Origin of the sequence: Clostridioides sp. ES-S-0006-03 (assembly GCF_020662275.1) — a bacterium.
Lineage (GTDB): Bacteria > Bacillota > Clostridia > Peptostreptococcales > Peptostreptococcaceae > Clostridioides.
On record NZ_JADGMM010000004.1, the window covers coordinates 1 to 23226 of the forward strand.

The following is a 23226-nucleotide window of genomic DNA, read 5'->3' on the forward strand; positions in this document are numbered from 1 at the left end:
AGAGCATATTGAGCGCTTACAGCTCCATATTTAGATAGTAAAGTTTGAATTTTCTCTTTAGCAAGAGCTCTAGTTTTTGTGTAAGACTCCGAACCTTTACTATAATCATTTAACTCTATATCAGAGCTTTGATACTTATCAGAGATGTTTTTTGTGTCATTATCAGCAAAAGCAATATTTGGAGTAGCTGTAAATAACATACTAAGTACCAATGTGCTAGATAATAACTTAAATAATCTTTGCTTAAACATATTAAATTACCTCTTTTCCCTTTTAATAATTACAATTAGCATAACATTCTTAATTATTTTAATCAACAGATTATTGTTAAGAAAAATACATTTATAATAAGTTACATTTTATATATATGAGAGAAATAAAAAGATAAAATTTTGCTATTGGACTATTCATTTATTTAATTAAAATTTTATAATTGACAAATAGTTGTAATATTTAGAAGAATCGATTTCCTAATAATGCTTGAGGATATATGCATTATTTTGTGGCAAACTTTTTAAAAAAACACCTAGATTTTATGTTATAATCTCTGTAAAACGCATATGCTGAAAAGAGGGATTTAAATGGGAAAAATAAATTTTGATTATAGTAAAGCTACGGAATTTTTTTGCCAAAAAGAAATAGATGTCATGCAGCCGTATGTAGATGTGGCACATGATATGTTACATAATAAAACTGGTTTAGGAAATACTTTTTTAGGATGGATAGACCTTCCTAAAAATTATGATAAGGAAGAGTTTGCTAGAATAAAAAAATCTGCTGAGAAGATAAAATCTGATTCTGAGGTTCTTTTAGTAATCGGTATAGGAGGCTCTTATTTGGGTTCAAGAGCTGCGATAGACATGGTAAGTCATTCTTTTAGAAATGGGCTTAAAAAAGAGCAAAGAAATGCTCCTGAAGTATATTTTGTAGGTCATAACATAAGCTCAACATATATTATGGATTTACTAGATGTAATTGAAGGTAAAGATGTTTCTGTAAATGTAATATCTAAATCAGGTACTACTACAGAGCCAGCTCTTGCTTTTAGAATATTTAAAAATTATTTAGAAAAAAAATATGGAAAAGAAGAAGCTAGAAAGAGAATATATGCAACAACAGATTCAAGTAAAGGGGCGCTTAGACAATTAGCTACAGAAGAAGGATATGAGACTTTTGTAATACCAGATGATGTAGGTGGTCGTTTTTCTGTATTGACAGCTGTTGGATTACTTCCTATTGCAGCTGCAGGACTTGATATTGATGCCATAATGAATGGTGCAAATGATGCTCGTGAAGCATTTCAAAATTCTGACTTAAAAAATAATGACAGTTATAAATATGCTGTAGCTAGAACAATTTTACATAGAAAAGGAAAAGATGTAGAGTTATTGGTTAACTATGAACCTCAACTACATTATATGAGTGAGTGGTGGAAACAACTTTATGGAGAAAGTGAAGGAAAAGAAAATAAAGGATTATTTCCTGCTTCTGTAGATTTTTCAACAGACTTACATTCTATGGGACAATATATTCAAGATGGAAAAAGACTTTTATTTGAAACAGTACTTAATGTTGAAAGTTCTAAGAGAAATATAACTATAAATTCAGAAGAAGTAGATTTAGATGGTTTAAATTATTTAGCAGGCAAAACTGTAGATTTTGTAAATCATAAAGCTTTTGAAGGTACTCTATTAGCACATACTGATGGAAAAGTGCCTAACTTGGTAATAAATATACCTAAGTTAGATGAGTATAATTTTGGATATTTAGTGTATTTCTTTGAAAAAGCTTGTGGAATAAGTGGATATTTACTAGGAGTTAATCCATTTGACCAACCAGGAGTAGAAGCATACAAGAAAAATATGTTTGCTTTACTAGGAAAACCAGGTTATGAAAAAGAAAAAGAAGAATTAGAAAAAAGACTTAAATAATTTTAGATAGTTAAGGTTTAATTAAGATTAGAATAATATAATGAAATCATCGAAAGAGAGTTTACTCAAAATAGATGATTTCATTTTTTTATGGAAAATTGGGAAAAATATATTTTGATAATTTATATTATATTTAGATAGGGAGTGGTATGAGATGTCAAGAAGAAAGAAAGGTATAAGTTTAGTAATATTAGTCGCTATAATAAGTTCAATACTTAGTAGTTTGCTAACAATAATTTTAGTTAAAGATAATTTAGGAAGTAAATCTACAGGAAGTTCTACGCCCATAGTTGTAAGTGATGATGGAAAGAGCCAAAACATTTACCAAGCAGTTGCAGAAAAGGCAACACCATCTGTTGTAGGTATTACGACAACTAGCGTCGATACTAGTAATATGTTTGCAATACCAACTGAAACACAAGGAGTAGGAACTGGGATTATAGTAGATTCAAATGGATATATACTTACTAATTCTCATGTTATATCAGATGGCCAAGCAACTAGTGTTAATGTTTTATTTAATGATGGTTCAACAACATCAGGTAAAGTGGTATGGTTTGACCAACAACTTGATTTGGCTATAGTTAAAGTTGATAAAACTGGATTAACACCAGCTGAATTTGCAGATAGTGATAAAGTAAAAGTTGGAGATATATCAATAGCAATAGGTAACCCACTTGGACTAGACTTCCAAAAGACAGTTACTCAAGGTATAATAAGTGGATTAGATAGAACTATACAAACAGAAAAAACTAATATGACAGGGTTATTACAAACTGATGCAAGTATAAATGCAGGAAATAGTGGAGGGCCATTGTTAAATCAAAAAGGTCAAGTAATTGGTATAAATACAGCAAAAGCTTCTCAAGCAGAAGGGTTAGGATTTGCGATACCAATCAATACAGCTAAAAGTATAGTTGAAGAAGTAATAAAAACTGGAAAATATGAAAAAGTAACTTTAGGTATAAAAGGAACCGATGTATCAAATTATGAAGCAGCTACAGGTACAAAATTAAGTACTGACAAAGGAGTATATGTTGCAGAAGTAATATCTGGTTCATCAGCAGAAAAAGCAGGAGTAAAAGTAGGGGATATTATAACTAAAGTAGGAGATGCAGATATAACTGGTATGAATGACCTTAATAAAAAGTTATATACTTTCTCAAAAGGTGCTAGCACAAAAATTACATTAAATAGAGGCGGAAAAGCAGTAACAATAAATGTAAAATTCTAAATGTTACTAGAGAAACAGAGACTACATGGTAAAGTGTAGTCTCTGTTTTTATTTAATTTTTATAGTATATATATCTAAATTAATTAAAATAACATATTGTTTATAGAGATTATCTATATTTACTTATAAAAATAAAATTAATAAATATTTAAATTTAATTTATAAAATCAATATAAATATCATAATAAAATAAAAATTTTTAATATTACTAAAAAAATATAGACAAAATAATAACGAATATAGTATTATGTAATTGTAGAAATGCTTTTCATAGAAATAACCTATGAAGATGAATTACATAAAGATGAAAAAAAAGGAATGGATATTCTTTAGGGGTGAAAAAATTATGAATCCATTAGTTATAAATTTACAAAAATGTAGTATACATGATGGTCCAGGGATAAGAAGTACAGTTTTTTTTAAAGGATGCCCACTTGAATGTGTTTGGTGTCATAATCCAGAAAGTCAAACATATACAAAACAAGTTTTGTATAATGAAGAGAGATGTTCAAGATGTGAAGCATGTATAAATATATGTCCTCACAAAGCAATTTACAAAGGTGAAACAAAAATATGTCTAGACCAAGAAAAATGTGAGTTTTGTGAAACTTGTTTAGATTATTGTATAAACAATGCTAGAGAAATAGTAGGTCAAGAGTATTCTGTTAAAGAACTGGTTAAAGAGATAGAAAAAGATAGAATTTTCTATGAAGAATCAGGTGGAGGAGTAACTTTATCAGGTGGCGAAGTAATGGCTCAAGATATGGATTTTATTTGTGGAGTAATAAACATGTGTAAATCAAAGGGAATTCATGTGGCAATTGATACTTGTGGATATGCAAAGTCAGAAAATTACGAAAGAGTTGCTGAATGTGCAGATTTGTTCTTATACGATATTAAACTTATTGATGAGGAAAAACATATAAAATTTACAGGAAAATCAAATGATTTAATACTTAAAAATGTTAAACTTTTGAGTGAATCAGGAGCTAATATAAATATAAGAATACCATTAATTGTAGGTGTAAATGTAGATGATGAAAATTTAGAGGTTAAAAAAATGATAGAGTTTTTAAAGCCTTTGAATATAAAAGATGTAAGTCTTCTTCCATATCATAACATTGGTAAACATAAGTATGATAAAATTTATAAAAAGTATGAAGGAGAAGAGTTACAAAGACCTACTGAAGAAAAATTAGAAGAAATAAAAAGGCTGTTTGAAGCAAGTAATTTCAATACTAAGATTGGGGGGTAATAAAATGTTAAGAGGAACTTTTGAAAGAACTAAAAAATTAAGAGAAGAAAGTGTTAATGCAGAACCACACATATCTATTGAAAGAGCAGTACTTATGACAGAAGCTTATAAAAAATATGAAGGAAGTGTAGAAATTCCTGTACTTCGTGCTTTATCATTTAAACATTACATTGAAAACAGAACTCTTAGTATAAATGATGGAGAATTAATAGTAGGCGAAAAAGGAGATTCACCTAATGGAGCACCAACATATCCAGAAATTTGTTGTCATACAATGGAAGATTTAGAAGTAATGCATAATAGAGACATAATAAATTTTAGTGTGTCTGAAGAATCTAGAAAAATACATCAAGAGGAAATAATACCTTTCTGGAAGAAGAGACAAACCAGAGATAAGATAATAAATGCTATGACACCTGAATGGTTAGCAGCATATGAAGCAGGTATGTTTACAGAGTTTATGGAACAAAGAGCTCCAGGACACACAGTTTGTGGAGATACAATATATAAAAAAGGATTTTTAGATTTAAAGAAAGATATAGAAGCAAGACTAAAAGAATTAGATTTCCTTAATGACTTAGATGCATATAATAAAAAAGCTGATTTAGAAGCTATGGCAATAGCTTGTGATGCAATGGTTATATTAGGAAAGAGATATGCTGAAAAGGCAAGAAAAATGGCAGAAGAAGAAACTGATGAAGCTAAGAAAAAAGACTTATTGTTAATTGCTGAAACTTGTGATGTTGTACCAGCTCATAAACCAGAAACTTATCATCAAGCTATACAAATGTACTGGTTTGTTCATATAGGGGTTACTACTGAGCTTAATATATGGGATGCATTTACTCCAGGAAGACTAGACCAACATCTAAATCCTTTTTATGAAAGAGATGTAGAAAATGGAATATTAGATAGAGATAGAGCACAAGAATTACTTGAATGTTTATGGGTTAAATTTAACAATCAACCAGCACCACCAAAAGTTGGTATAACACTGAAAGAGAGTAGCACATATACAGACTTTGCAAATATAAATACTGGTGGAATAAATCCAGATGGTCAAGATGGTGTTAATGAAGTTAGTTATATAATACTTGATGTTATGGATGAAATGAAATTAATACAACCTAGTTCAAATGTTCAAATAAGTAAAAAGACTCCTCAAAAATTCTTAAAGAGAGCTTGTGAAATATCAAGAAAAGGATGGGGTCAACCAGCATTTTATAATACTGAAGCAATAGTTCAAGAGCTTATGGAAGCTGGTAAAACTATAGAAGATGCAAGACTTGGAGGAACTAGTGGTTGTGTTGAAACTGGATGTTTTGGTAAAGAAGCATATGTTTTAACTGGATATATGAATATTCCAAAAATACTTGAATTAACACTAAATAACGGTTATGACCCAATTGCGAAAAAGCAAATAGGTATTGAAACTGGAGACCCTAGAGATTTTAAATCTTATGAAGAATTATTTGACGCATTTAAAAAGCAGTTACATTATATGATTGATATAAAAATACAAGGAAATGCTGTAATAGAAAATATATGTGCAAAACATATGCCTTGCCCACTTATGTCTACAATAGTTGATGATTGTATAGCAAAAGGTAAAGACTATCAAAGAGGTGGAGCAAGATATAACACTAGATATATACAAGGTGTTGGTATAGGAACTATAACAGATAGTTTAACAGCAATAAAATATAATGTATTTGACAAGAAAAAATTTGATATGGATACATTACTTAAGGCACTTGATTCTAACTTTGAAGGATATGAAGCTATACTTAATATAGTTTCAAATAAAACTCCTAAGTATGGAAATGATGATGATTATGCTGATGGAATAATGGAAGAAATATTTAATGCATATTACAATGAAGTAACTGGTAGACCAACTGTTTGTGGTGGAGAATATAGAGTAGATATGTTGCCAACTACTTGCCATGTATACTTTGGAGAAATTATGGGAGCAAGTGCAAATGGTAGACTTTGTGCAAAGCCAGTTTCAGAAGGAATCTCTCCAGAAAAAGGTGGAGATACTAATGGACCTACAGCAGTTATAAAATCTTGTGCTAAGATGGACCATATAAAAACTGGTGGAACATTGTTAAATCAAAGATTTGCACCATCAGTAGTACAAGGTGAAAAAGGATTAGACAACATGGCTAATCTAGTAAGAGCATACTTTAATATGGATGGACATCATATACAATTCAATGTATTTGATAAAAATGTATTATTAGAGGCTCAAAAGAATCCTCAAGATTACAAAGACTTAATAGTTAGAGTTGCAGGATATAGTGACCATTTCAACAATTTAAGTAGAACATTACAAGATGAAATAATAGGTAGAACTGAGCAAACATTCTAGGATTGTTTGTAAATAAAACTTCTTACTATATAAAAATGTAACTGGTATAATAGTATATATTACCAGATACCATTTTAAAAAATTTTAGATTAATTCTGAGCTAACTTTCTGGATGGGAAGTTAGCTCGTTGAGTTTAATGAAAAAATCGTTAAATTTATATTTAATAAACTATATAAAGAAGTAATTTATAATAATCATAATAAAATTATATTTTATAATAACTAAGATAATTTTAAGCAGTTAAAATATTATAAATTTAGCTACTTTAAAATAAAAACTAATAGAAAAAGAGGAGATTTGATATGAAAACTTTAGGATTTATTGGTTCAGGAAATATGGGAAGTGCAATGATAGGTGGTATAGTAAAATCAGGATTAGTAAAAGCAGAAGATATAACTGTATCAGACTTAAGTCAAGTTGCTTTAGATAAAGTAAAAGAACAATTTGGAATAAATACTACAACTGATTCAAAGGTGGCTGTTGCAAATTCAGATGTAGTGATAGTAGCACTTAAGCCTAATATATGTGAAAAAGCTTTAGCTCCACTTAAAGAATTAATAGATGCAAGTAAAATAATAGTATCAATAGCAGCAGGAAAAACTATAGAAACTCTTGAAAGTATTATAGGTTCAGATAAAAAGATAGTAAGAGTAATGCCAAATACTCCAGCACTTGTTGGAGAAGGTATGTCAGCTCTTTGTAAAAATTCAAATGTTACTGATGAAGAATTGAATATGATTAAAGCTCTATTTGAATCATTCGGAGAAGCAGAAATAGTAGCAGAATATTTAATGGATACAGTTACAGGTATTAGCGGCTCTTCTCCTGCATATGTATTTATGTTTATAGAAGCTATTGCAGACGCAGCAGTACTAGCTGGTATGCCAAGACAGCAAGCTTATAAATTTGCATCTCAAGCTGTTATGGGCTCAGCTAAGATGGTTCTTGAAACTGGAAAACATCCAGGAGAATTAAAAGATATGGTTTGTTCTCCAGCAGGAACTACTATAGAAGCAGTTAAAGTGTTAGAAGAAGAAGGATTTAGATCAGCAGTTATAAAATCTATTGTCGCTTGCATAGATAAATCTAAAGATATGAGTAAATAGTAAATTAAGAATAAGATAAAAATATATGTCTCAAAATGAATTTTGTAGTTTATTTTGAGACATTATTTATATGTATTAACAACTATAATTCTACTAAATAAAAAAGAAGTAATCTTCATATTGATTTTTTACAGATTATATAGATATGTATTAATCTTTTTAAATATTAGTTTGATAATATGAATTTTATTTTAAAATAAAATATTTATATAAATAGCCAATAGAATCTATTATTTTAACGGTTTTTGATATATGGAAAAACTAGCAAAAGAACTTGGTGTTGAAATTGATATATGTCTTAGTTATATTAAAGATAGAAAAACACAAAATGAAGTGTGCATAAAGCTAATTGACAGTAGTATATATGTCTTAATTATAAGACCTAAAGATACTACAGATATGGATGCCCAGTTAGAAGCAGTGAAACAAATCATTGCAGGAACACAATCAAGTACTATATATGGACGGAAAGGTATTAGCATAAACCGCTATAAATGAAGCCTATTACGTGGCTAGAGGAGAAAGAATTAACTATACTGACACTTTGGATAATGGTAGTGAAAAACCAATATCAGCGAGTCTTATTATTGGACGCTTGGTTATAAAAGAAAATTTAGATAAGATACTAATTGATAGCAAATGTTATACAAAAGAAGAAGTTTATGGTTCTAATTAATTAATAATTATAACCATAATTAATAAAAATTCCTATGGTTTTTTAATGATACCATAGGAATTTTTATTTTATATTTTATTTTTCAGCCCATGCATACCTTTTGTAATAAATATACTAATAATTTTTGCAGTTTTTTCTGCTGTTTCTGAATTATTTCCACTATATTCTTTAGAAATCATTTCTAAACAGCCATCTATAATTCCTCCTATAATACAAGCATCCAAAATATCAACTGTTTTTTTATCTTCTATTGTATGACTACTTTCTTGAATGCCTTTTTTCAGTATTTCTTTATATTTATAAAAAAAGGATGTACTTTTACCATTACAAGATAAATTTTTAATTGTGTTTGCATGTTCTTGGAAAAAGGTAACAATTTCTAAAATTTGAGGATATGGATTTTCAACAATATCATAAATATTACTTTCCTTCATTAGACTTATACATTTATTGAATAGTTCTTCTTCTATTTGTTCTTGAACATCATAAATATCTTTAAAGTGTGCATAAAATGTTCCTCTACTTACATCAGCTAATTCTAAAACTTCTTTCACAGTAATTTTACTAATATCACTATTTATACTTAGTTTAATAAATGCTTGCTTTATTGCTTCTTTTGATTTTCTTATATCTCTTCTTTCTTTTTTCATCTTCTAATTATCTCCAATAATTTTTTGATATATGTATAAATTCATACAAAATTTATTTAATTTGTATAGAACTATACAAAACATTTATAATTTATACATTGTGTATAATATTATATAATAGTATACTCTATCTAAAATAAAAATCAAGTTTTTGGAAAGGTGGAATTTTATATGAATAGTATAAAAAAAGAAATAGAAAATATAGTATCTTCTTCTAAAAAAATTGGGAAAGCATACCATGAAACTGGTGTTGAAGTTGGAAAAGCTTATGCAAAAGCAGGTAAAAAAACTGCAAAATTATTCAAAGAATTATATGATGGTGAAGAAACATATGAGGTAAAAACAAAAGAAGATTGATTTGTAGAAACATAGGGAGTTGAACATGAAGTTAGGTAATAAGAGGCTAAATAAGTAAATAAGAGACTAAATAAGTAAAAAAGAAGCTATTACACAAAAATTTACATTTGTTTGTGTGATAGCTTCTATATTGTTATAACAAGATTTTTGTAAGAACTATTTTTGAAAGATAGCTCTTTAAATTTATTTTTAAATTAAAATATTTACATATTAGTGTGTACTACTTTTTTTATTACTGTTTTCCTCACCTGAGCAAGAATTAGTACTTGGACAACCAGAACAACCAGAACATCCACTACAGCTATTTCCATTTTTGGTAGATTTAAATTTATTAAACAAAATTAAAAATGCAAGAACTATGATTATTCCGCCGATTAAAGCCTCCATTATTGAATTTCCCATAAATAATACTCCGCCAATACTTTTAACTATAAAAGCCATTATCCATGCTAATATAAACTGATATGCAAATGATGTAAACATCATTTTATTTCCATATTCTTTTTTCATAGTTGCAAGAGCAGCTATACATGGAGTATATAGAGCTGTAAATATTAAGAATGTATATGCAGTAACACCATTAAATATTGTTGGTAATACAACAGTCAAATTACCATATAGTATATTCAAAGAGTTTACCACGATTTCTTTTGCTCCAAGACCACTTAAGATAGCAACTGAAGTTCTCCAGTCATCAAAACCAAGAGGTTTAAATATAGGAGATATAATATGACCTATAGTAGCTAAAAAGCTTACATTTATATCTTCTGTAAATCCAAATACATTAAATGAAGAAAGTCCCCAAATAACAACTGACATTGCAAACATTACAGTAACTACTCTTATTAAAAAACCTTTTGATTTATTCCAAGTATTTTTAATAAGTGCGTCTATAGTAGGTATTCTATATTCTGGTAACTCTAATATAAATGGTTCAGCCTCTGTCTTAAAAGCTGTTTTATTTAAAACTAGTGCAACCACAATTGCCATAATGATACCGACCAAGTATAATGATGTAGTTACTAAAGCAGCATTGTGTGGGAAAAATATAGCTACAAATAATGCATATATAGGTAGCTTTGCTCCACAAGTCATAAGTGGTGCAATAAGAGCTGTAACTCTTCTGTCTTTTTCACTTTCTAGTGTTCTAGTTGCCATTATAGCAGGAGAAGAACATCCCATACCCATAACTATGGGTATAAAAGCTTTACCAGATAGACCAACCTTTCTCATAACTTTATCCATCAAAAATGCTGTTCTTGACATATATCCACTATCTTCAAATAGAGATATACCAAAGAATAATGTAAATATTAAAGGGAAGAATGGTAAAGTACCACCAACACCTCCAATTATTCCATCAACAATAAGTGATTTAAACCATGGGCTAGAGTTAGCTAACATATCACTAACGGGTGTAGAGATATAAGCTTCTATAAGGCCTGCAAAGCCCTCTTGAAGTGGGCCTCCAACCCAATCAAAGGTGAACTTAAATAAAAGAAACAATACACCAATAAATATTGGATAGGCTAATATAGGATTTAAAACTATATTGTCTATTTTATCACTGATAGATTTTTTGTGTGTATATGTAGTCTTTGTACATCTTGATAAGATAGATTCTAACTTCTTATACGTTTCTGTTTCGCTTCCAAAGTCTGTTCGATATTTAAATGATTTTTTAGTAGCATCTTTAATTTCTGATTCTATTTTTTCTACGCCATCTTTCTTTTTTGCGATGATTGGAACAACAATTACTCCAAGTTCTTCACTTAATTTTTTATCATCTATATTAACACCCTTAGATTCTGCAATATCTAACATGTTAAGCAGTATAACGATAGGTTTATTAAATTGCATAAGTTGAGTTGTTAAGTAGAGATTTCTTGATAAGTTAGAAGCATCTACTACATTCACTATTACATCAACATCTTCATTTTCTAAATATGACTTAGAAACCTTTTCTTCATTTGAGAAAGTATCCATTGCATATATACCAGGTAAATCTACAACCTTTATTTCTTTCCCAATAAATCCTTCTTTTTTCTCAATAGTAACACCAGGCCAGTTACCAACATACTGATTTGAGCCTGTAAGCAGGTTAAAAACAGTAGTCTTACCAACATTTGGGTTTCCTAATAATGCTACATTAATCACAGGTAGCTCCTCCTCTATTATTGTAAAGAAATATTTTTAGCATCAGATTTTCTAATAGCTAAGTCAAATCCTCTAAATCTAATTATAATTGGGTCTCCAAATGGAGCAACTTTTTTAACTTCTATTTCAGTACTATTTATACATCCAAGTGCAAGTAATCTTTTAGATAATTTAATATCTCCATCTATATTATTAATAAGTCCTTTTTCTCCTATTTTCAAATCGTAAACAGTCATTATTAACACCTCCTAATGAAATTCATTATCATTAAAATTGTAACAAGTATGATACAAAAAGTCAAGGATTATAGGGGGAATTACAAGTTCAAATTGATGATATTTACTTTAAATATATTATAGAATATTTTAGTCTAAATTAGGTGTTTTTATATATTTTGTATTATAATGTAATATGATATATAAAATTTGGAGGAATTAACTTAATGAAAACTAGAAAAATGACATTTTTAGGTCTTATGATAGGATACAGTTTAGCCTTATATGTACTAGAGACATATATACCAAACCCTCTTATAATTATATTTCCAGGAGCAAAATTGGGTTTGAGTAATATTATAACTTTAATTTCATTAATGTTGTTAGGTGTCAGAGATACTGTTATAATTGTTACTATCAGGGTAATTTTGTCATCAATATTTGCAGGTCCTCTATCTTATCTTTTATTTAGCATAGGAGGAGCTTATTTGAGCCTTTTATTTATGTATTTAGCAAGTAAAATAAAGGGATTATCAATGATAGGAATAAGTATTTTAGGGGCAATAGGGCATAATATAGGTCAATTAATAGTTGCAAGTTTAATAATAGAAAATATACTTGCTATAGGATACTTGCCATTTATGTTAATGGCATCATTAGTAACGGGTATGTTTGTAGGATTAGTATCTAGGTATACGGTGCCCAAATTAAAGCATTTTTATAGTAAGTTTTATTGACATAATATTGACAAAATATAATATTGTTTGATAAAATGTATATAAAAATATACAAATTTGTAATAGTGGTGATTATTATGGCGAACAATGAATTAGAAGCGTTAAAAAATGAAATTGAAGCAGTTAGGGAAGAGATAAATACATACATAGAATATCCAGAAATATTTCAAGAAGAGCTCGTAGAATCAAGTAAGAAAATAGATATATTAATAAATAAATACATGTACTTAAGCAAATAGCCCACAGTTGTGGGTTTTTTTGTATTAAAAATTAACAGATATTACTATTTATCATATACTAATAATAATATTAAGGTATAAGATGTTATTTTTGATATAGAAATTATCTGTATGATATGATGTAGAAGCTATTTATATGATATAAATTATAATTGGGTCAGGAGGTTTTATATTATGGGCGATATAGGAACTAAGGAGATAGCAATAAGATTATTATTAGCATTAGTTATAGGAGGAATAATAGGACTAGAGAGAGAAAAGATAAGGCAATTTGCAGGATTTAGAACACATATATTAATAGCAATAGGTTCTTGTATTACTTCAATAACTTCAATCCAGTTATTGTCTGACTATAGTTTATATACAAATGCTGACCCAGCAAGAATGCCTGCTCAAGTGTTGTCTGGAATTGGTTTTTTAGGTGCAGGAGCAATTCTAAAGAACAAAGGTGGAGTGAAGGGGCTTACTACAGCCGCTGGGATGTGGGCAACTGCATGTATTGGTATAGCGGTTGGTTATGGTTATTATGAGCTAGCAATTTTAGGATGGTTGTTTGTAATGATAGCATTATTTGTGCTTAGGATACTAAATACGTTTCTATTTAGTCAAGAAAAAAATGTATTGATATTAAAAATAAATAATTTAGATTCAATACCTTTTTTATATGATAAATTTGAAAAAAATCAACTTATTGTAAGGAATATGGAAATAGAATGTCGTAGTGAAGAATATTGGAAAGTAAACTTTTTTATATCTTATGATAAGAGAATACACTTACATGATATTATGAAAGAAATAAATATGATAGAAGGAGTAATAAATGTAGATTATTTGGACTAAAATATATACAATATATTTTGTAAAGTAAATAAAATATAAAAATGAATTAAAATAGAGGTGTATAATATGGGAACTGATAGAAGTACGATAGAAGAAAAATACAAATGGAAAATAGATAAGATGTACTCTACTAAAGAAGATATTGAAAAAGACATAAGTAAAGTAAAAAATCTTATTCAAGAAGTAAAAGAATACAAAGGTAAATTTTCTGAGAGTAAGGAAAATTTATACAAAGTATTAAGTATCTCTGAAAATGCATCTAGAATCATCCAAAATCTATATGTATATACTCATATGAAACAACATGAAGATACTAGAATCAATGATAATCAAGGAAGAGCCACTAAGACAGAAATGTTATCAACTGATTTAGGAGTGGCTACTTCTTATATAGTTCCAGAAATACTGTCTATAGAAGAAGACAGATTAAATGAATATTTGAAAGATGAGAAGTTATCATTTTATACAAAATATATAAAAGATATATTGAGAGATAAGCCTCATACTTTGAGTGAAAAAGAAGAAGAAATACTTGCAGCTACATCTGAATTATCAACAGTTCCAGAAAATGTATATGATATGTTAGCATATGCAGATATGGAATTTCCTGAGATAGAGGATGAAAAAGGTAATAAGGTTAAACTTTCACATTCAAACTATTCTCTATTTATAAAAAGTAAAAATGGAAGAGTTAGAAAAGAAGCTTTTGAAGGAGAATTTTCTACTTATGGAAAATATAAAAACACATTTGCTTCAACACTTTATGGTGGAATAAAGTCAGAGATATTTTATGCAAAAACTAGAAAATATAATTCAGCAATAGAAGCATCGCTATTTTCAGATGATGTAAGCCTAGAGGTTTATAATAATCTTATATCAGCAATAGATGAAAGTATTCCTACTTTGAATAAGTATGTTGAACTTAAAAAGAAGTTCTTGGGATTAAATGAAATACACATGTATGACTTATATGTTCCTCTAACTGATAAATTTGATATGGATATACCTTATGAAAAAGCACAGAGCATTATATTAGAGGCACTTAAGCCTTTAGGAGAAGAATACTTAAAAGTTATAAAAAATGCATTTGAAGAAGGTTGGATTGATGTATATGATAATGAAGGTAAAAAAGGAGGAGCTTACTCTTGGGGAAGCTATGATTCACATCCTTATATATTAATGAGTTATAAAAATGACCTTAACTCTCTATTTACATTAATTCATGAATTAGGTCATTCTGTCCATAGCCATTATTCGAGAACAAGTCAGCCATTTTTATATTCAGATTATAAAATATTTGTTGCAGAAGTTGCATCTACATTAAATGAATTACTTCTTATAAATTATTTATTAGAAAATTCTAAGTCTAAAGATGAAACTATATATCTATTAAATTATTATTTAGAGCAATTTAGGACTACTGTTTATAGACAAACTATGTTTGCTGAATTTGAAAAAATTGTACATGAAAGAGTAGAAAGTGGAGAGCCACTTACTGCTGATGAATTTACTGATATATACTATAAATTAAATGAGAAGTATTATGGAAAATCTGCAATAGTAGATGAGCAAATAGGGATAGAGTGGGCAAGAATTCCACATTTTTATTCAAATTTCTATGTGTATAAGTATGCTACAGGATTTTCTGCTGCAAGTGCATTAAGTCAACAGATACTTTCAGAAGGTAGTAAAGCTGTAGATAGATATATAAACTTCTTAAAAAGTGGAGGGTCAGAGTATCCTTTAGAACAATTGAAATCTGCTGGTGTAGATATGACGAAAAAACAATCTATAGAAGAAGCTTTAAATGTGTTTGCTAGTTTGGTTAATAAATTAGAAAAAGAATTATAAAATATGATAAATTAATAGCTTAGATAAAAAATTATAAGAATATTATATGATGTATTATACTAGTGTTGATTGGAAAACACTTAAAAAAATTAATCTAATTTTAAATATACTATATAAAATTAAATTTTTACATGTATTTAACAATATTTACATTTACTTAACCTCGCTCTAATATTCACTTAACAAAAAATATGTATTATTAAAATATAGCAAATATGAAAACAAAAAAATTAAAATATAAGCGGGGGTAAGTAAAATGTTCAAAAAGAAAATAGGAGTTCTTTTAGCTAGTACAATGTTGGTTGGAGTCTTAGCAGTAGGATGTGGTTCTGACTCTGGAGGTTCAGGAGATTCAAATAAAGTTTCTGTTTCAGGTTCAACTTCAATAGGGCCTCTTATGGAAACTATTGGAGAGAAGTTTCAGGAAAAAAATCAAGGTGTTAGTGTAGAAGTACAACAAATTGGTTCTTCTGGAGGTATAAAAAATGCAATAGAAGGAACGTCTGAAATAGGTATGAGTTCAAGAGATTTAAAAGATGAAGAAAAAAGTGCTGGATTAAAGGAAACTAAGATAGCAATAGACGGTATAGCATTAATAACTAATAAAGACAACCCAGTAAAAAATCTTACAATGGACCAAATAAAAGGTATATACACAGGAAAGATAACTAACTGGAAAGAAGTTAACGGAAATGATGAACCAATAGTAATAGTATCAAGAGAAGAAGGTTCAGGAACTAGAGATGGATTCCAAGAAATTGTAGGATTCAAGTCAGAAGAATTGACTAAAGATGCACAAATAAGTGATGGTTCAGGAAATATAAAAACTACAGTTGAAGGAAATAAAAATGCTATAGGATATATATCATTTGGATATGTTGATGAGAAAGTAAATAGTTTAAAAGTAAATGATGTTGATGCAACTGATGCCAATGTAATAGCTAATAAATATCCAATATCAAGACCATTTATATTAGTTAATAAAGAAGATAAATTATCAGAAAAAGGTAAGGCTTTGATAGACTATATATTGAGTGATGAAGGACAAGCACTTGTTTCAGAAAAAGGATTCATTAAAGTTAATCAATAAGATAAAGCTAATTATTAAGATAAAAACTTAACATAAAAAAATATATGATACCCTGCAAAGTCAGCTTATAAAAATGCTACTATAACTTGCAGGGTATTGTCTATTATTGATGATAGAAATATAAACATTTTTAAATAAAAAATATATATAGTTAGTACATTATATTTAAAAAATATGTAAATATTGACAAGATAATATTACAATGTTAGAATAGAAATGAAATTTATCAGAACAATTTAAACAAGTTTAATGAAAATATTTTAGAAACTGAGAAGTATATCTTATTATTGGGCATCTAGAGGTATATGGAGTTAGTGGTGCAACCGGCTATGAATATAATTTTATATTACATAGCCTTTTTTTTGTTTTAAATTTAACATAGTTGATATGAAATTTGAAAATTATAAGCTTTAATAACTTTACTTATATATATAAATGGCTATATTTAGCCAAAGTAGCCCTTTGTTGGAAAAGGGAAATTTTTTTAAAAATATAATGCAATTATAACGAAGATATAATAATTTTATAATCAATTAAAATACATAATATAATTTTTTTATAACAATGTACTTACCAAAATAATACAATTTATTTTATATTATAACCATATAAATCGTATAAATCAATACTCAAACTGGCTAATGGACAAGTTTCTATAAATATCGTATATATATGAGATATAATGATTTTAAGTTCCATTTTCCAACAATCGGAGACTTTGATTAGTATTTAATAATGAATGCTTAATATTTAAGACAATGTTCAAGAATTATTCAAAAATACTTAAGTTTTATAGTCTAGTTTGTAAAGATATTATAAAATAATAATATTAGTTAGATAAGAGGTAAAACATTATAATTTGTAATACTTATAACTTTAGATTATGATTAAAATATTTTTGAATGGAGTGGTGTAATGTATAACTTATTAGTTGTAGATGATGATGTTGATATTTTAAACATAAATCAAATTTATTTTTCTAACATAGGTTTTAACGTATACACAGCAGAGACTGCTAAACGTGCAATGAAGATAGTAGAAAGTATAGTTTTAGACTGTATAATACTAGATATTGCACTACCAGATTCAGATGGATATAAAATATGTAATGCTATAAAAGAAAAGGTTAACATACCTATAATATTTTTATCTAATTACGAACATGAAGAGGAAAGAGTTCAAGGTTTTTTATCTGGAGGAGATGATTATATAACAAAGCCATATAGCTTAAAAGAACTTGAACTTAGAATCTATGCTCGGATGAGGCAATATAAAAACATTACATCAGTTCCTAATGTGTTAAAGTTTTCATCCCTAGTAATAAATGTAAATTCAAGAAAAGTAACCTTTGATGAAAAGGGTATTGACTTAACCACCATGGAGTTTGAAATCCTATTATTTTTAGCTGAAAATAAAGAACAAGTATTTTCAAAAATAGAGATATATAATCAAGTTTGGAAAATGCCTGATGTTGGAGATCAACATACTGTACAAGTTCATATTGCACAGATGAGGAAAAAAATTAATTCTTTAAGCAGAGAGCATCAATATATTCAAACCGTGTGGGGTAAAGGATATAAGTTTGTACCATAAGCAAGATAATGTAAGCAATAAATAGTTCTTATTTTATCATTTAATATTACTACAAAAGAAAGAGATGTGGTTAATGCAATGAAAAAGTCTAATGTACTAAAAGGAACTCTCATTGTATTGATAGTCTCTCTGTTGGCAATAATAGGATTAAATTTTCTTTATAAATATGATAATAAATATACATATAAGTCTATTAGAGCAAGTGATGGAATTTTAACTATAGATGAGGATACTTTTTCTAAAAATAAACTTGTTTTTCTAATAGATGATTGGGAATTTTATAACCATAAGATATTTAAGCCAAAAGATTTTAGAGAGAAAGATATAAAACCAGAATATATTTTTATAGGACAATATCCAGATTTTTCCATGAGAAAAGAAAAACAATCGCCATATGGAAATGCAACTTATCGCATGAGGATAAAAAATGAAGGTAAAGACAAAGTACTAAGCCTAGAACTTCCAGAAATCTTTTGTTCAAGTGAAGTTTGGATAAATGGTGAAATAGTCTCTAAGTTAGGAGATATAGGTACAGAAAGATATAGACCTAAAATTAAAAACGCAGTAGTAAGTTTTGTTGCAAAGAAAGATACAGAAATTATAATCAATGTGTCCAATTTCTCACATTATTATAGCGGTTTGTATTATCCACCTGCATTAGGAAAAACAAAAGATGTAAGTAATATGATATTTTATAGATTAGTTTTTTATAGTGTTATTTGTTTTACAACTATTGCAATAGCTATATTTTCTCTAGCTGTTTGGGTACTTTCAAAACAAAGCAAGCTATATTTATACTTTGGATGTATGTGTATTTTTTTTGCTATACACGTGTCATATCCTTTTATACATTTAATGGGGCTTCCTTTAGTGAACTTTACATATGCAGTTGAAGATTCATCATACTTTATAGCAGTTTTATGTATTATTTGTATAAATGGAAATATATCCAAAATTGAAAGAAATAAAGTATATAGATTTTTAATTTTACCATTAGGAATTACTATGTGTATCATATCCATTGTGATACCAGTTATTCTTCTTCCATATGATATATACTTTGTTAATATCTATGGAAAATTAATAGACATATATAAATATGTTGTATTTATTTATATATTGATGTCTTCAATAGTTTCAATTTATAAAAAAACATACTTTGAGCAATTAAGCTCCTATATTTTAGTTTCAGCAAACATAGTGTTTGGTGTCAGTATATTATTTGATGTAGTGACTAGTAATAGGTTTGAACCTATATTTACAGGATGGCAAACAGAATACTGTGGTTTTTTAATAGTTATTTTGTTTTCTATTATGATGATAAATAGAAATAGAATAATAATAAAAGAAAATGAAAAACTCACACAAAATCTTGAGCATGAAGTTGAAGTAAGAACTAATGAACTTACAACACTATTAAATGAACGTAAAAAATTCTTGGCAGATGTAGCACATGATTTAAAGGCACCTGTTTCAGCTATACAGGCATTTATAGATTTAATAAAGGTGGGGAATATTCATGTAGATGAGGAGACAAGAACCTATCTTTATGCAATAAACCAAAAATCAAATGAAGTTCAAAATAGAGTACGTAGTTTACAAGAATTTACATTACAAGATAAAAAAATTGGTCTTAGTGAAAAAATATGTCTGAATGATTTTATTAAAGAGGTATATGAAAATAATTTACCAGATACACAAGCATGTGGTGTAAATTTTGAAGTTTATATATTAGATAAAAAAATATATGCAAAAGTAAATAAAGAAAGATTGGCTAGAGCATTTGAAAATTTAATTTATAATGCTTTGAGCTTTACTTCATTTGATGGGAAAATAATTTTGTCAGTGAATAAAGAAGATGGATTTGCAATTATTAAAATTTCTGATAATGGTAAAGGTATACCAGCAGAAAATATACCAAAGATATTTGACCGATTCTTTACAGAAAGGGACAATAGTACTTCAAAAGGTCAAGGGTTAGGATTATATATTGTTAAATCCATTATAAGAGAGCATGATGGAGAGATTTTTGTAGATTCAGAGTTGGGAAAAGGAACTGTTTTTACAATAAAATTAAGTTTATGTTTTTTATAATAAATAGTTATTTAATATAAAAGAATAATGATATTTAGGAGTGATTATAATGCAAACTAAGATATTAATAATAGATGGAGACAAGAATAATTGCCAGGAATTAAAAAATTTCTTGGAGCAAAAAGGAATAAATGTAGATTTGGCGTATAACTGTGAAGAAGCTATTGGAAAAATATTTAGCAATAAATACGATTTGATATTTTTAGAAATAATCTTAACTGATGGTGATGGATGGACTTTATGTAAAAAGATTAGAAATGTAACTACGTGTCCGATTGTTTATATGACTTATATAAATGAAGACCAAAGTATTTTAAATGCTTTAAATTCTGGTGGTGATGATTATTTAATCAAACCTTTAAATTTGGAAATACTATATGCAAAGGTAAAAGCAATTTTAAGAAGAGTAAATTCATATATAAATAACAATGAAAGCAATACAAGATTAGAAGAATACAATAGAACAAGTGGAGTAATAAAATTAGAAGATAAAATAATAAAATTAACTCCAACAGAAAATAAGTTGTTGAACTATTTTATAGAGAATCCAGAAAAGACCTTAACTACCAAAGAGATATATGAACATGTATGGTTAAATGATTATCTAGAGGATAATTATAGTGTAGTAGTTGCAGTGAACGGACTGAGAAAGAAAATAGAGAAAGATTACAAAAATCCTCAAAAAATCATAACAATAAGAGGAGCAGGGTATTACTTTAATAAGGAATAATAAATATATAGATTATAAAAGGTTAAATCTAGTTAACAAATTTTAATAGCAGATATAAATAATAAATTACGTGTAGTACGTATTATTACTTATATCTGCTATTTTATTGTTGCCAAATATAGTTAAATTGTAAAGTAAATGTCAAATATAGTCCAAAAAGTAAAATTAATGTTAAAAAAGTGAATATAATTTTACACTTGTTTAACTTAAACCTAATATAGATTTAACTTAAAAAAAGTAGAATAAAAATATAGAAAATTTAATAATGACGAACTTATAAAAATTTAAATTTTAAATACAGAACGAAAATAAATAGGTATATTTTAATGGGAGGATATTATGATAGTAAAATCTAGGTTAGTAGGTTTAGAAAAAAATGACAATAATGGAAATAAGACTAAATATATAGTCGAAAAAGTAGCAAAAAATATATTTCTATTAAGTGCTTTAGTAGCAGTCGCAAGTTTACTTTTGATAATAGGATTTGTATTTTATAAAGGGTTAAGACCTTTTATATTTGAGGGATACTCATTTATAGATTTTTTAACAGGTGCGGATTGGGTTCCTTCAGCTAATAAGTTTGGAATATCATCTATGATAGCAGCATCAATAGTTGCTACAATTGGTGCACTTATAATAGGAGTACCAATTGGAATATTAACATCTATATTTATAGCAGAAGTAGCACCTAAAAGATTAGCAAAAATAATGTCACCAGCAGTTGAACTTCTGGCAGGTATACCTTCAGTACTATATGGGGTGTTTGGCCTTGCAGTAATAGTTCCAATGATACAAAGTATATTTAATCTTCCAAAAGGACAGAGTTTATTAGCAATAATAATAGTATTAGCAGTAATGATGCTTCCAACAATAATATCTGTATCAGAAACAGCTATAAGAGCAGTACCAAAAGCATATAAAGAGGGTTCATTAGCACTTGGTGCATCAAAAATAGAAACAATATTTAAAGTTGTATTACCAGCTGCAAAGTCTGGAGTATTAGCAGCAGTAGTACTAGGCGTAGGAAGAGCTTTAGGAGAGACAATGGCAGTAATACTTGTTGCAGGAAATTCACCAGTTATGCCAACTTCTATAACAGATAGTGTAAGACCACTTACAACTAATATAGCACTTGAAATGGGATATGCATTTGGGACACATCAAGAAATGTTATTTGCAACTGGAGTAGTATTGTTTACATTTATATTAATTTTAAACTTAGTTTTAAATAAACTTTCAAATAAGGCGGTAAATTAAGATGAGAAAGTTCAGAGAGAATATATTGAAATTATTAGTATATCTATCAGCATTATTTACAATAGTATCACTAGTAGTTATAGTAGGATTTATATTTATAAAGGGAATCGGAAATATGAATTTTAACTTCTTATTTAGTAATTATTCAGCATCAGGTGATGGTGGTATATTCCCAATGATAATTACAACATTATATACTGTATTGGTTTCTATAATTGTAGCAACACCAATAGGAATCTTAGCAGCTATATATTTACAAGAATATGCTAAAAAAGGAAAAGCAGTTACAGCTATAAGGTTTGCCACTGAAAGTTTATCAGGAATACCATCTATAGTTTATGGATTATTTGGAGGAATTTTCTTTGTAGTTACTTTAAAAATGGGATATTCAATAGTTGCAGGGTCACTTACAGTTGCAATAATAATATTACCAGTAATAATTCGTACAACAGAAGAAGCTTTAAAGACAGTTCCTCAATCATATAGGGAATCATCTCTAGCATTAGGAGCTACTAAATTTCAAACTTTATATAAAGTAGTACTTCCAAGTGCAGTACCAGGAATTTTGTCAGGAGTAATATTGTCAGTTGGTCGTATAATTGGAGAATCAGCTGCTATACTACTTACAGCAGGTACTGTAGCTAAGATGCCAGGAGGAATATTTGATAGTGCAAGAACACTAACTGTACACTCATACTTACTAACTAAAGAGAGTGGAGACATAGCGACAGCAGCTAGTATAGGTATTGTTTTAATAGTAATTGTATTAGTATTAAATATGTTAGCAAGATTTGTTGCTAAGAAGTTAAATAAGGCTAATTATTAAATTTAAGAGGTGT

Annotated in this window: 22 protein-coding genes and 1 riboswitch; of the genes, 18 read left to right on the top strand and 4 right to left on the bottom strand. The window is 28.0% G+C overall.

Going from position 1 to position 23226, the window contains the following annotated elements:
• Nucleotides 1-251 (bottom strand): hypothetical protein (locus tag IR151_RS06255; RefSeq protein WP_227433669.1); only part of this gene is annotated, 251 nt, incomplete at its 3' end.
• A gap of 330 nt (nucleotides 252-581) precedes the next feature.
• Here IR151_RS06255 and IR151_RS06260 point away from each other — a divergent pair.
• The 7 genes from IR151_RS06260 (at nucleotide 582) to IR151_RS06290 (ending at nucleotide 8577) form a co-directional block, all read left to right on the top strand.
• Nucleotides 582-1931: a glucose-6-phosphate isomerase gene (locus IR151_RS06260; RefSeq protein WP_227433670.1), complete on the top strand. Its 1350-nt coding sequence runs from the start codon at nucleotides 582-584 to the stop codon at nucleotides 1929-1931.
• A gap of 154 nt (nucleotides 1932-2085) precedes the next feature.
• Nucleotides 2086-3165, top strand: a complete 1080-nt coding sequence (gene htrA / locus IR151_RS06265) for a serine protease HtrA (RefSeq protein ID WP_227433671.1) — start codon at nucleotides 2086-2088, stop codon at nucleotides 3163-3165.
• 346 nt (nucleotides 3166-3511) lie between these two features.
• Entirely contained in the window at nucleotides 3512-4420 is a 909-nt protein-coding gene (locus tag IR151_RS06270; RefSeq protein WP_227433672.1) for a trans-4-hydroxy-L-proline dehydratase activase, read from the top strand.
• 4 nt (nucleotides 4421-4424) lie between these two features.
• Nucleotides 4425-6794, top strand: coding sequence for a trans-4-hydroxy-L-proline dehydratase (hypD, locus tag IR151_RS06275; protein WP_227433673.1), 2370 nt, complete (start codon nucleotides 4425-4427; stop codon nucleotides 6792-6794).
• Nucleotides 6795-7097: 303 nt separating this feature from the next.
• Nucleotides 7098-7901 (top strand): pyrroline-5-carboxylate reductase, encoded by an 804-nt coding sequence (proC, locus tag IR151_RS06280; protein ID WP_227433674.1) that lies wholly within the window; start codon nucleotides 7098-7100, stop codon nucleotides 7899-7901.
• A 252-nt stretch (nucleotides 7902-8153) separates the two neighbouring features.
• Nucleotides 8154-8399 (top strand): hypothetical protein, encoded by a 246-nt coding sequence (locus IR151_RS06285; protein ID WP_227433675.1) that lies wholly within the window; start codon nucleotides 8154-8156, stop codon nucleotides 8397-8399.
• Nucleotides 8400-8409: 10 nt separating this feature from the next.
• Entirely contained in the window at nucleotides 8410-8577 is a 168-nt protein-coding gene (locus IR151_RS06290) for a hypothetical protein (RefSeq protein WP_227433676.1), read from the top strand.
• A gap of 68 nt (nucleotides 8578-8645) precedes the next feature.
• Here IR151_RS06290 and IR151_RS06295 read toward each other — a convergent pair whose 3' ends face one another.
• Entirely contained in the window at nucleotides 8646-9227 is a 582-nt protein-coding gene (locus IR151_RS06295; RefSeq protein ID WP_227433677.1) for a TetR/AcrR family transcriptional regulator, read from the bottom strand.
• 171 nt (nucleotides 9228-9398) lie between these two features.
• On the opposite strand from IR151_RS06295, the gene IR151_RS06300 reads away from it, so the two are divergent.
• Nucleotides 9399-9584: a hypothetical protein gene (locus tag IR151_RS06300; protein WP_227433678.1), complete on the top strand. Its 186-nt coding sequence runs from the start codon at nucleotides 9399-9401 to the stop codon at nucleotides 9582-9584.
• 210 nt (nucleotides 9585-9794) lie between these two features.
• On the opposite strand, the gene feoB is transcribed toward IR151_RS06300, so the two are convergent.
• The gene (gene feoB / locus IR151_RS06305) at nucleotides 9795-11741 is read right to left on the bottom strand and encodes a ferrous iron transport protein B (RefSeq protein ID WP_227433679.1); all 1947 of its coding nucleotides are present in this window, start codon (nucleotides 11739-11741) and stop codon (nucleotides 9795-9797) included.
• A gap of 17 nt (nucleotides 11742-11758) precedes the next feature.
• On the bottom strand, nucleotides 11759-11977 hold the full coding sequence (locus IR151_RS06310; protein ID WP_227433680.1) for a FeoA family protein: 219 nt from the start codon (nucleotides 11975-11977) through the stop codon (nucleotides 11759-11761).
• A gap of 206 nt (nucleotides 11978-12183) precedes the next feature.
• Between IR151_RS06310 and IR151_RS06315 the strand changes: the two genes are divergently transcribed.
• From IR151_RS06315 to pstA, 10 genes are all read left to right on the top strand, one after another.
• Complete coding sequence (locus IR151_RS06315; RefSeq protein ID WP_227433681.1) at nucleotides 12184-12693, top strand: Gx transporter family protein; 510 nt, start codon at nucleotides 12184-12186, stop codon at nucleotides 12691-12693.
• Nucleotides 12694-12770: 77 nt separating this feature from the next.
• Complete coding sequence (locus tag IR151_RS06320) at nucleotides 12771-12932, top strand: aspartyl-phosphate phosphatase Spo0E family protein (protein ID WP_009891746.1); 162 nt, start codon at nucleotides 12771-12773, stop codon at nucleotides 12930-12932.
• Nucleotides 12933-13106: 174 nt separating this feature from the next.
• Nucleotides 13107-13772, top strand: coding sequence for an MgtC/SapB family protein (locus IR151_RS06325; RefSeq protein WP_227433682.1), 666 nt, complete (start codon nucleotides 13107-13109; stop codon nucleotides 13770-13772).
• 66 nt (nucleotides 13773-13838) lie between these two features.
• On the top strand, nucleotides 13839-15623 hold the full coding sequence (gene pepF / locus IR151_RS06330) for an oligoendopeptidase F (RefSeq protein WP_227433683.1): 1785 nt from the start codon (nucleotides 13839-13841) through the stop codon (nucleotides 15621-15623).
• Between the two features lie 256 nt (nucleotides 15624-15879).
• Nucleotides 15880-16713: a phosphate ABC transporter substrate-binding protein gene (locus IR151_RS06335; protein WP_227433684.1), complete on the top strand. Its 834-nt coding sequence runs from the start codon at nucleotides 15880-15882 to the stop codon at nucleotides 16711-16713.
• A gap of 254 nt (nucleotides 16714-16967) precedes the next feature.
• Nucleotides 16968-17051, top strand: a riboswitch (cyclic di-GMP riboswitch).
• Nucleotides 17052-17628: 577 nt separating this feature from the next.
• Nucleotides 17629-18306, top strand: coding sequence for a response regulator transcription factor (locus tag IR151_RS06340; RefSeq protein ID WP_227433685.1), 678 nt, complete (start codon nucleotides 17629-17631; stop codon nucleotides 18304-18306).
• A gap of 78 nt (nucleotides 18307-18384) precedes the next feature.
• Nucleotides 18385-20400 (top strand): sensor histidine kinase, encoded by a 2016-nt coding sequence (locus IR151_RS06345; RefSeq protein ID WP_227433686.1) that lies wholly within the window; start codon nucleotides 18385-18387, stop codon nucleotides 20398-20400.
• A 49-nt stretch (nucleotides 20401-20449) separates the two neighbouring features.
• A complete protein-coding gene (locus IR151_RS06350; protein ID WP_227433687.1) occupies nucleotides 20450-21130 on the top strand; it encodes a response regulator transcription factor in 681 nt (226 codons plus the stop codon).
• Between the two features lie 339 nt (nucleotides 21131-21469).
• A complete protein-coding gene (gene pstC / locus IR151_RS06355; protein ID WP_227433688.1) occupies nucleotides 21470-22387 on the top strand; it encodes a phosphate ABC transporter permease subunit PstC in 918 nt (305 codons plus the stop codon).
• Between the two features lies 1 nt (nucleotide 22388).
• On the top strand, nucleotides 22389-23213 hold the full coding sequence (gene pstA / locus IR151_RS06360; RefSeq protein WP_227433689.1) for a phosphate ABC transporter permease PstA: 825 nt from the start codon (nucleotides 22389-22391) through the stop codon (nucleotides 23211-23213).
• Nucleotides 23214-23226: the final 13 nt, after the last annotated feature.

Excerpts from the sequence above, each read along its gene's own strand:
- IR151_RS06350 (WP_227433687.1), top strand. The coding sequence starts at position 20,450 with ATGCAAACTAAGATATTAATAATAGATGGAGACAAGAATAATTGCCAG.
- IR151_RS06295 (WP_227433677.1), bottom strand. The coding sequence starts at position 9,227 with ATGAAAAAAGAAAGAAGAGATATAAGAAAATCAAAAGAAGCAATAAAG.
- IR151_RS06335 (WP_227433684.1), top strand. The coding sequence starts at position 15,880 with ATGTTCAAAAAGAAAATAGGAGTTCTTTTAGCTAGTACAATGTTGGTT.
- IR151_RS06300 (WP_227433678.1), top strand. The coding sequence starts at position 9,399 with ATGAATAGTATAAAAAAAGAAATAGAAAATATAGTATCTTCTTCTAAA.
- pepF (WP_227433683.1), top strand. The coding sequence starts at position 13,839 with ATGGGAACTGATAGAAGTACGATAGAAGAAAAATACAAATGGAAAATA.
- IR151_RS06320 (WP_009891746.1), top strand. The coding sequence starts at position 12,771 with ATGGCGAACAATGAATTAGAAGCGTTAAAAAATGAAATTGAAGCAGTT.
- IR151_RS06260 (WP_227433670.1), top strand. The coding sequence starts at position 582 with ATGGGAAAAATAAATTTTGATTATAGTAAAGCTACGGAATTTTTTTGC.
- IR151_RS06315 (WP_227433681.1), top strand. The coding sequence starts at position 12,184 with ATGAAAACTAGAAAAATGACATTTTTAGGTCTTATGATAGGATACAGT.
- hypD (WP_227433673.1), top strand. The coding sequence starts at position 4,425 with ATGTTAAGAGGAACTTTTGAAAGAACTAAAAAATTAAGAGAAGAAAGT.
- IR151_RS06340 (WP_227433685.1), top strand. The coding sequence starts at position 17,629 with ATGTATAACTTATTAGTTGTAGATGATGATGTTGATATTTTAAACATA.
- IR151_RS06325 (WP_227433682.1), top strand. The coding sequence starts at position 13,107 with ATGGGCGATATAGGAACTAAGGAGATAGCAATAAGATTATTATTAGCA.
- htrA (WP_227433671.1), top strand. The coding sequence starts at position 2,086 with ATGTCAAGAAGAAAGAAAGGTATAAGTTTAGTAATATTAGTCGCTATA.
- proC (WP_227433674.1), top strand. The coding sequence starts at position 7,098 with ATGAAAACTTTAGGATTTATTGGTTCAGGAAATATGGGAAGTGCAATG.
- pstA (WP_227433689.1), top strand. The coding sequence starts at position 22,389 with ATGAGAAAGTTCAGAGAGAATATATTGAAATTATTAGTATATCTATCA.
- IR151_RS06285 (WP_227433675.1), top strand. The coding sequence starts at position 8,154 with ATGGAAAAACTAGCAAAAGAACTTGGTGTTGAAATTGATATATGTCTT.
- pstC (WP_227433688.1), top strand. The coding sequence starts at position 21,470 with ATGATAGTAAAATCTAGGTTAGTAGGTTTAGAAAAAAATGACAATAAT.
- IR151_RS06270 (WP_227433672.1), top strand. The coding sequence starts at position 3,512 with ATGAATCCATTAGTTATAAATTTACAAAAATGTAGTATACATGATGGT.
- IR151_RS06345 (WP_227433686.1), top strand. The coding sequence starts at position 18,385 with ATGAAAAAGTCTAATGTACTAAAAGGAACTCTCATTGTATTGATAGTC.
- IR151_RS06310 (WP_227433680.1), bottom strand. The coding sequence starts at position 11,977 with ATGACTGTTTACGATTTGAAAATAGGAGAAAAAGGACTTATTAATAAT.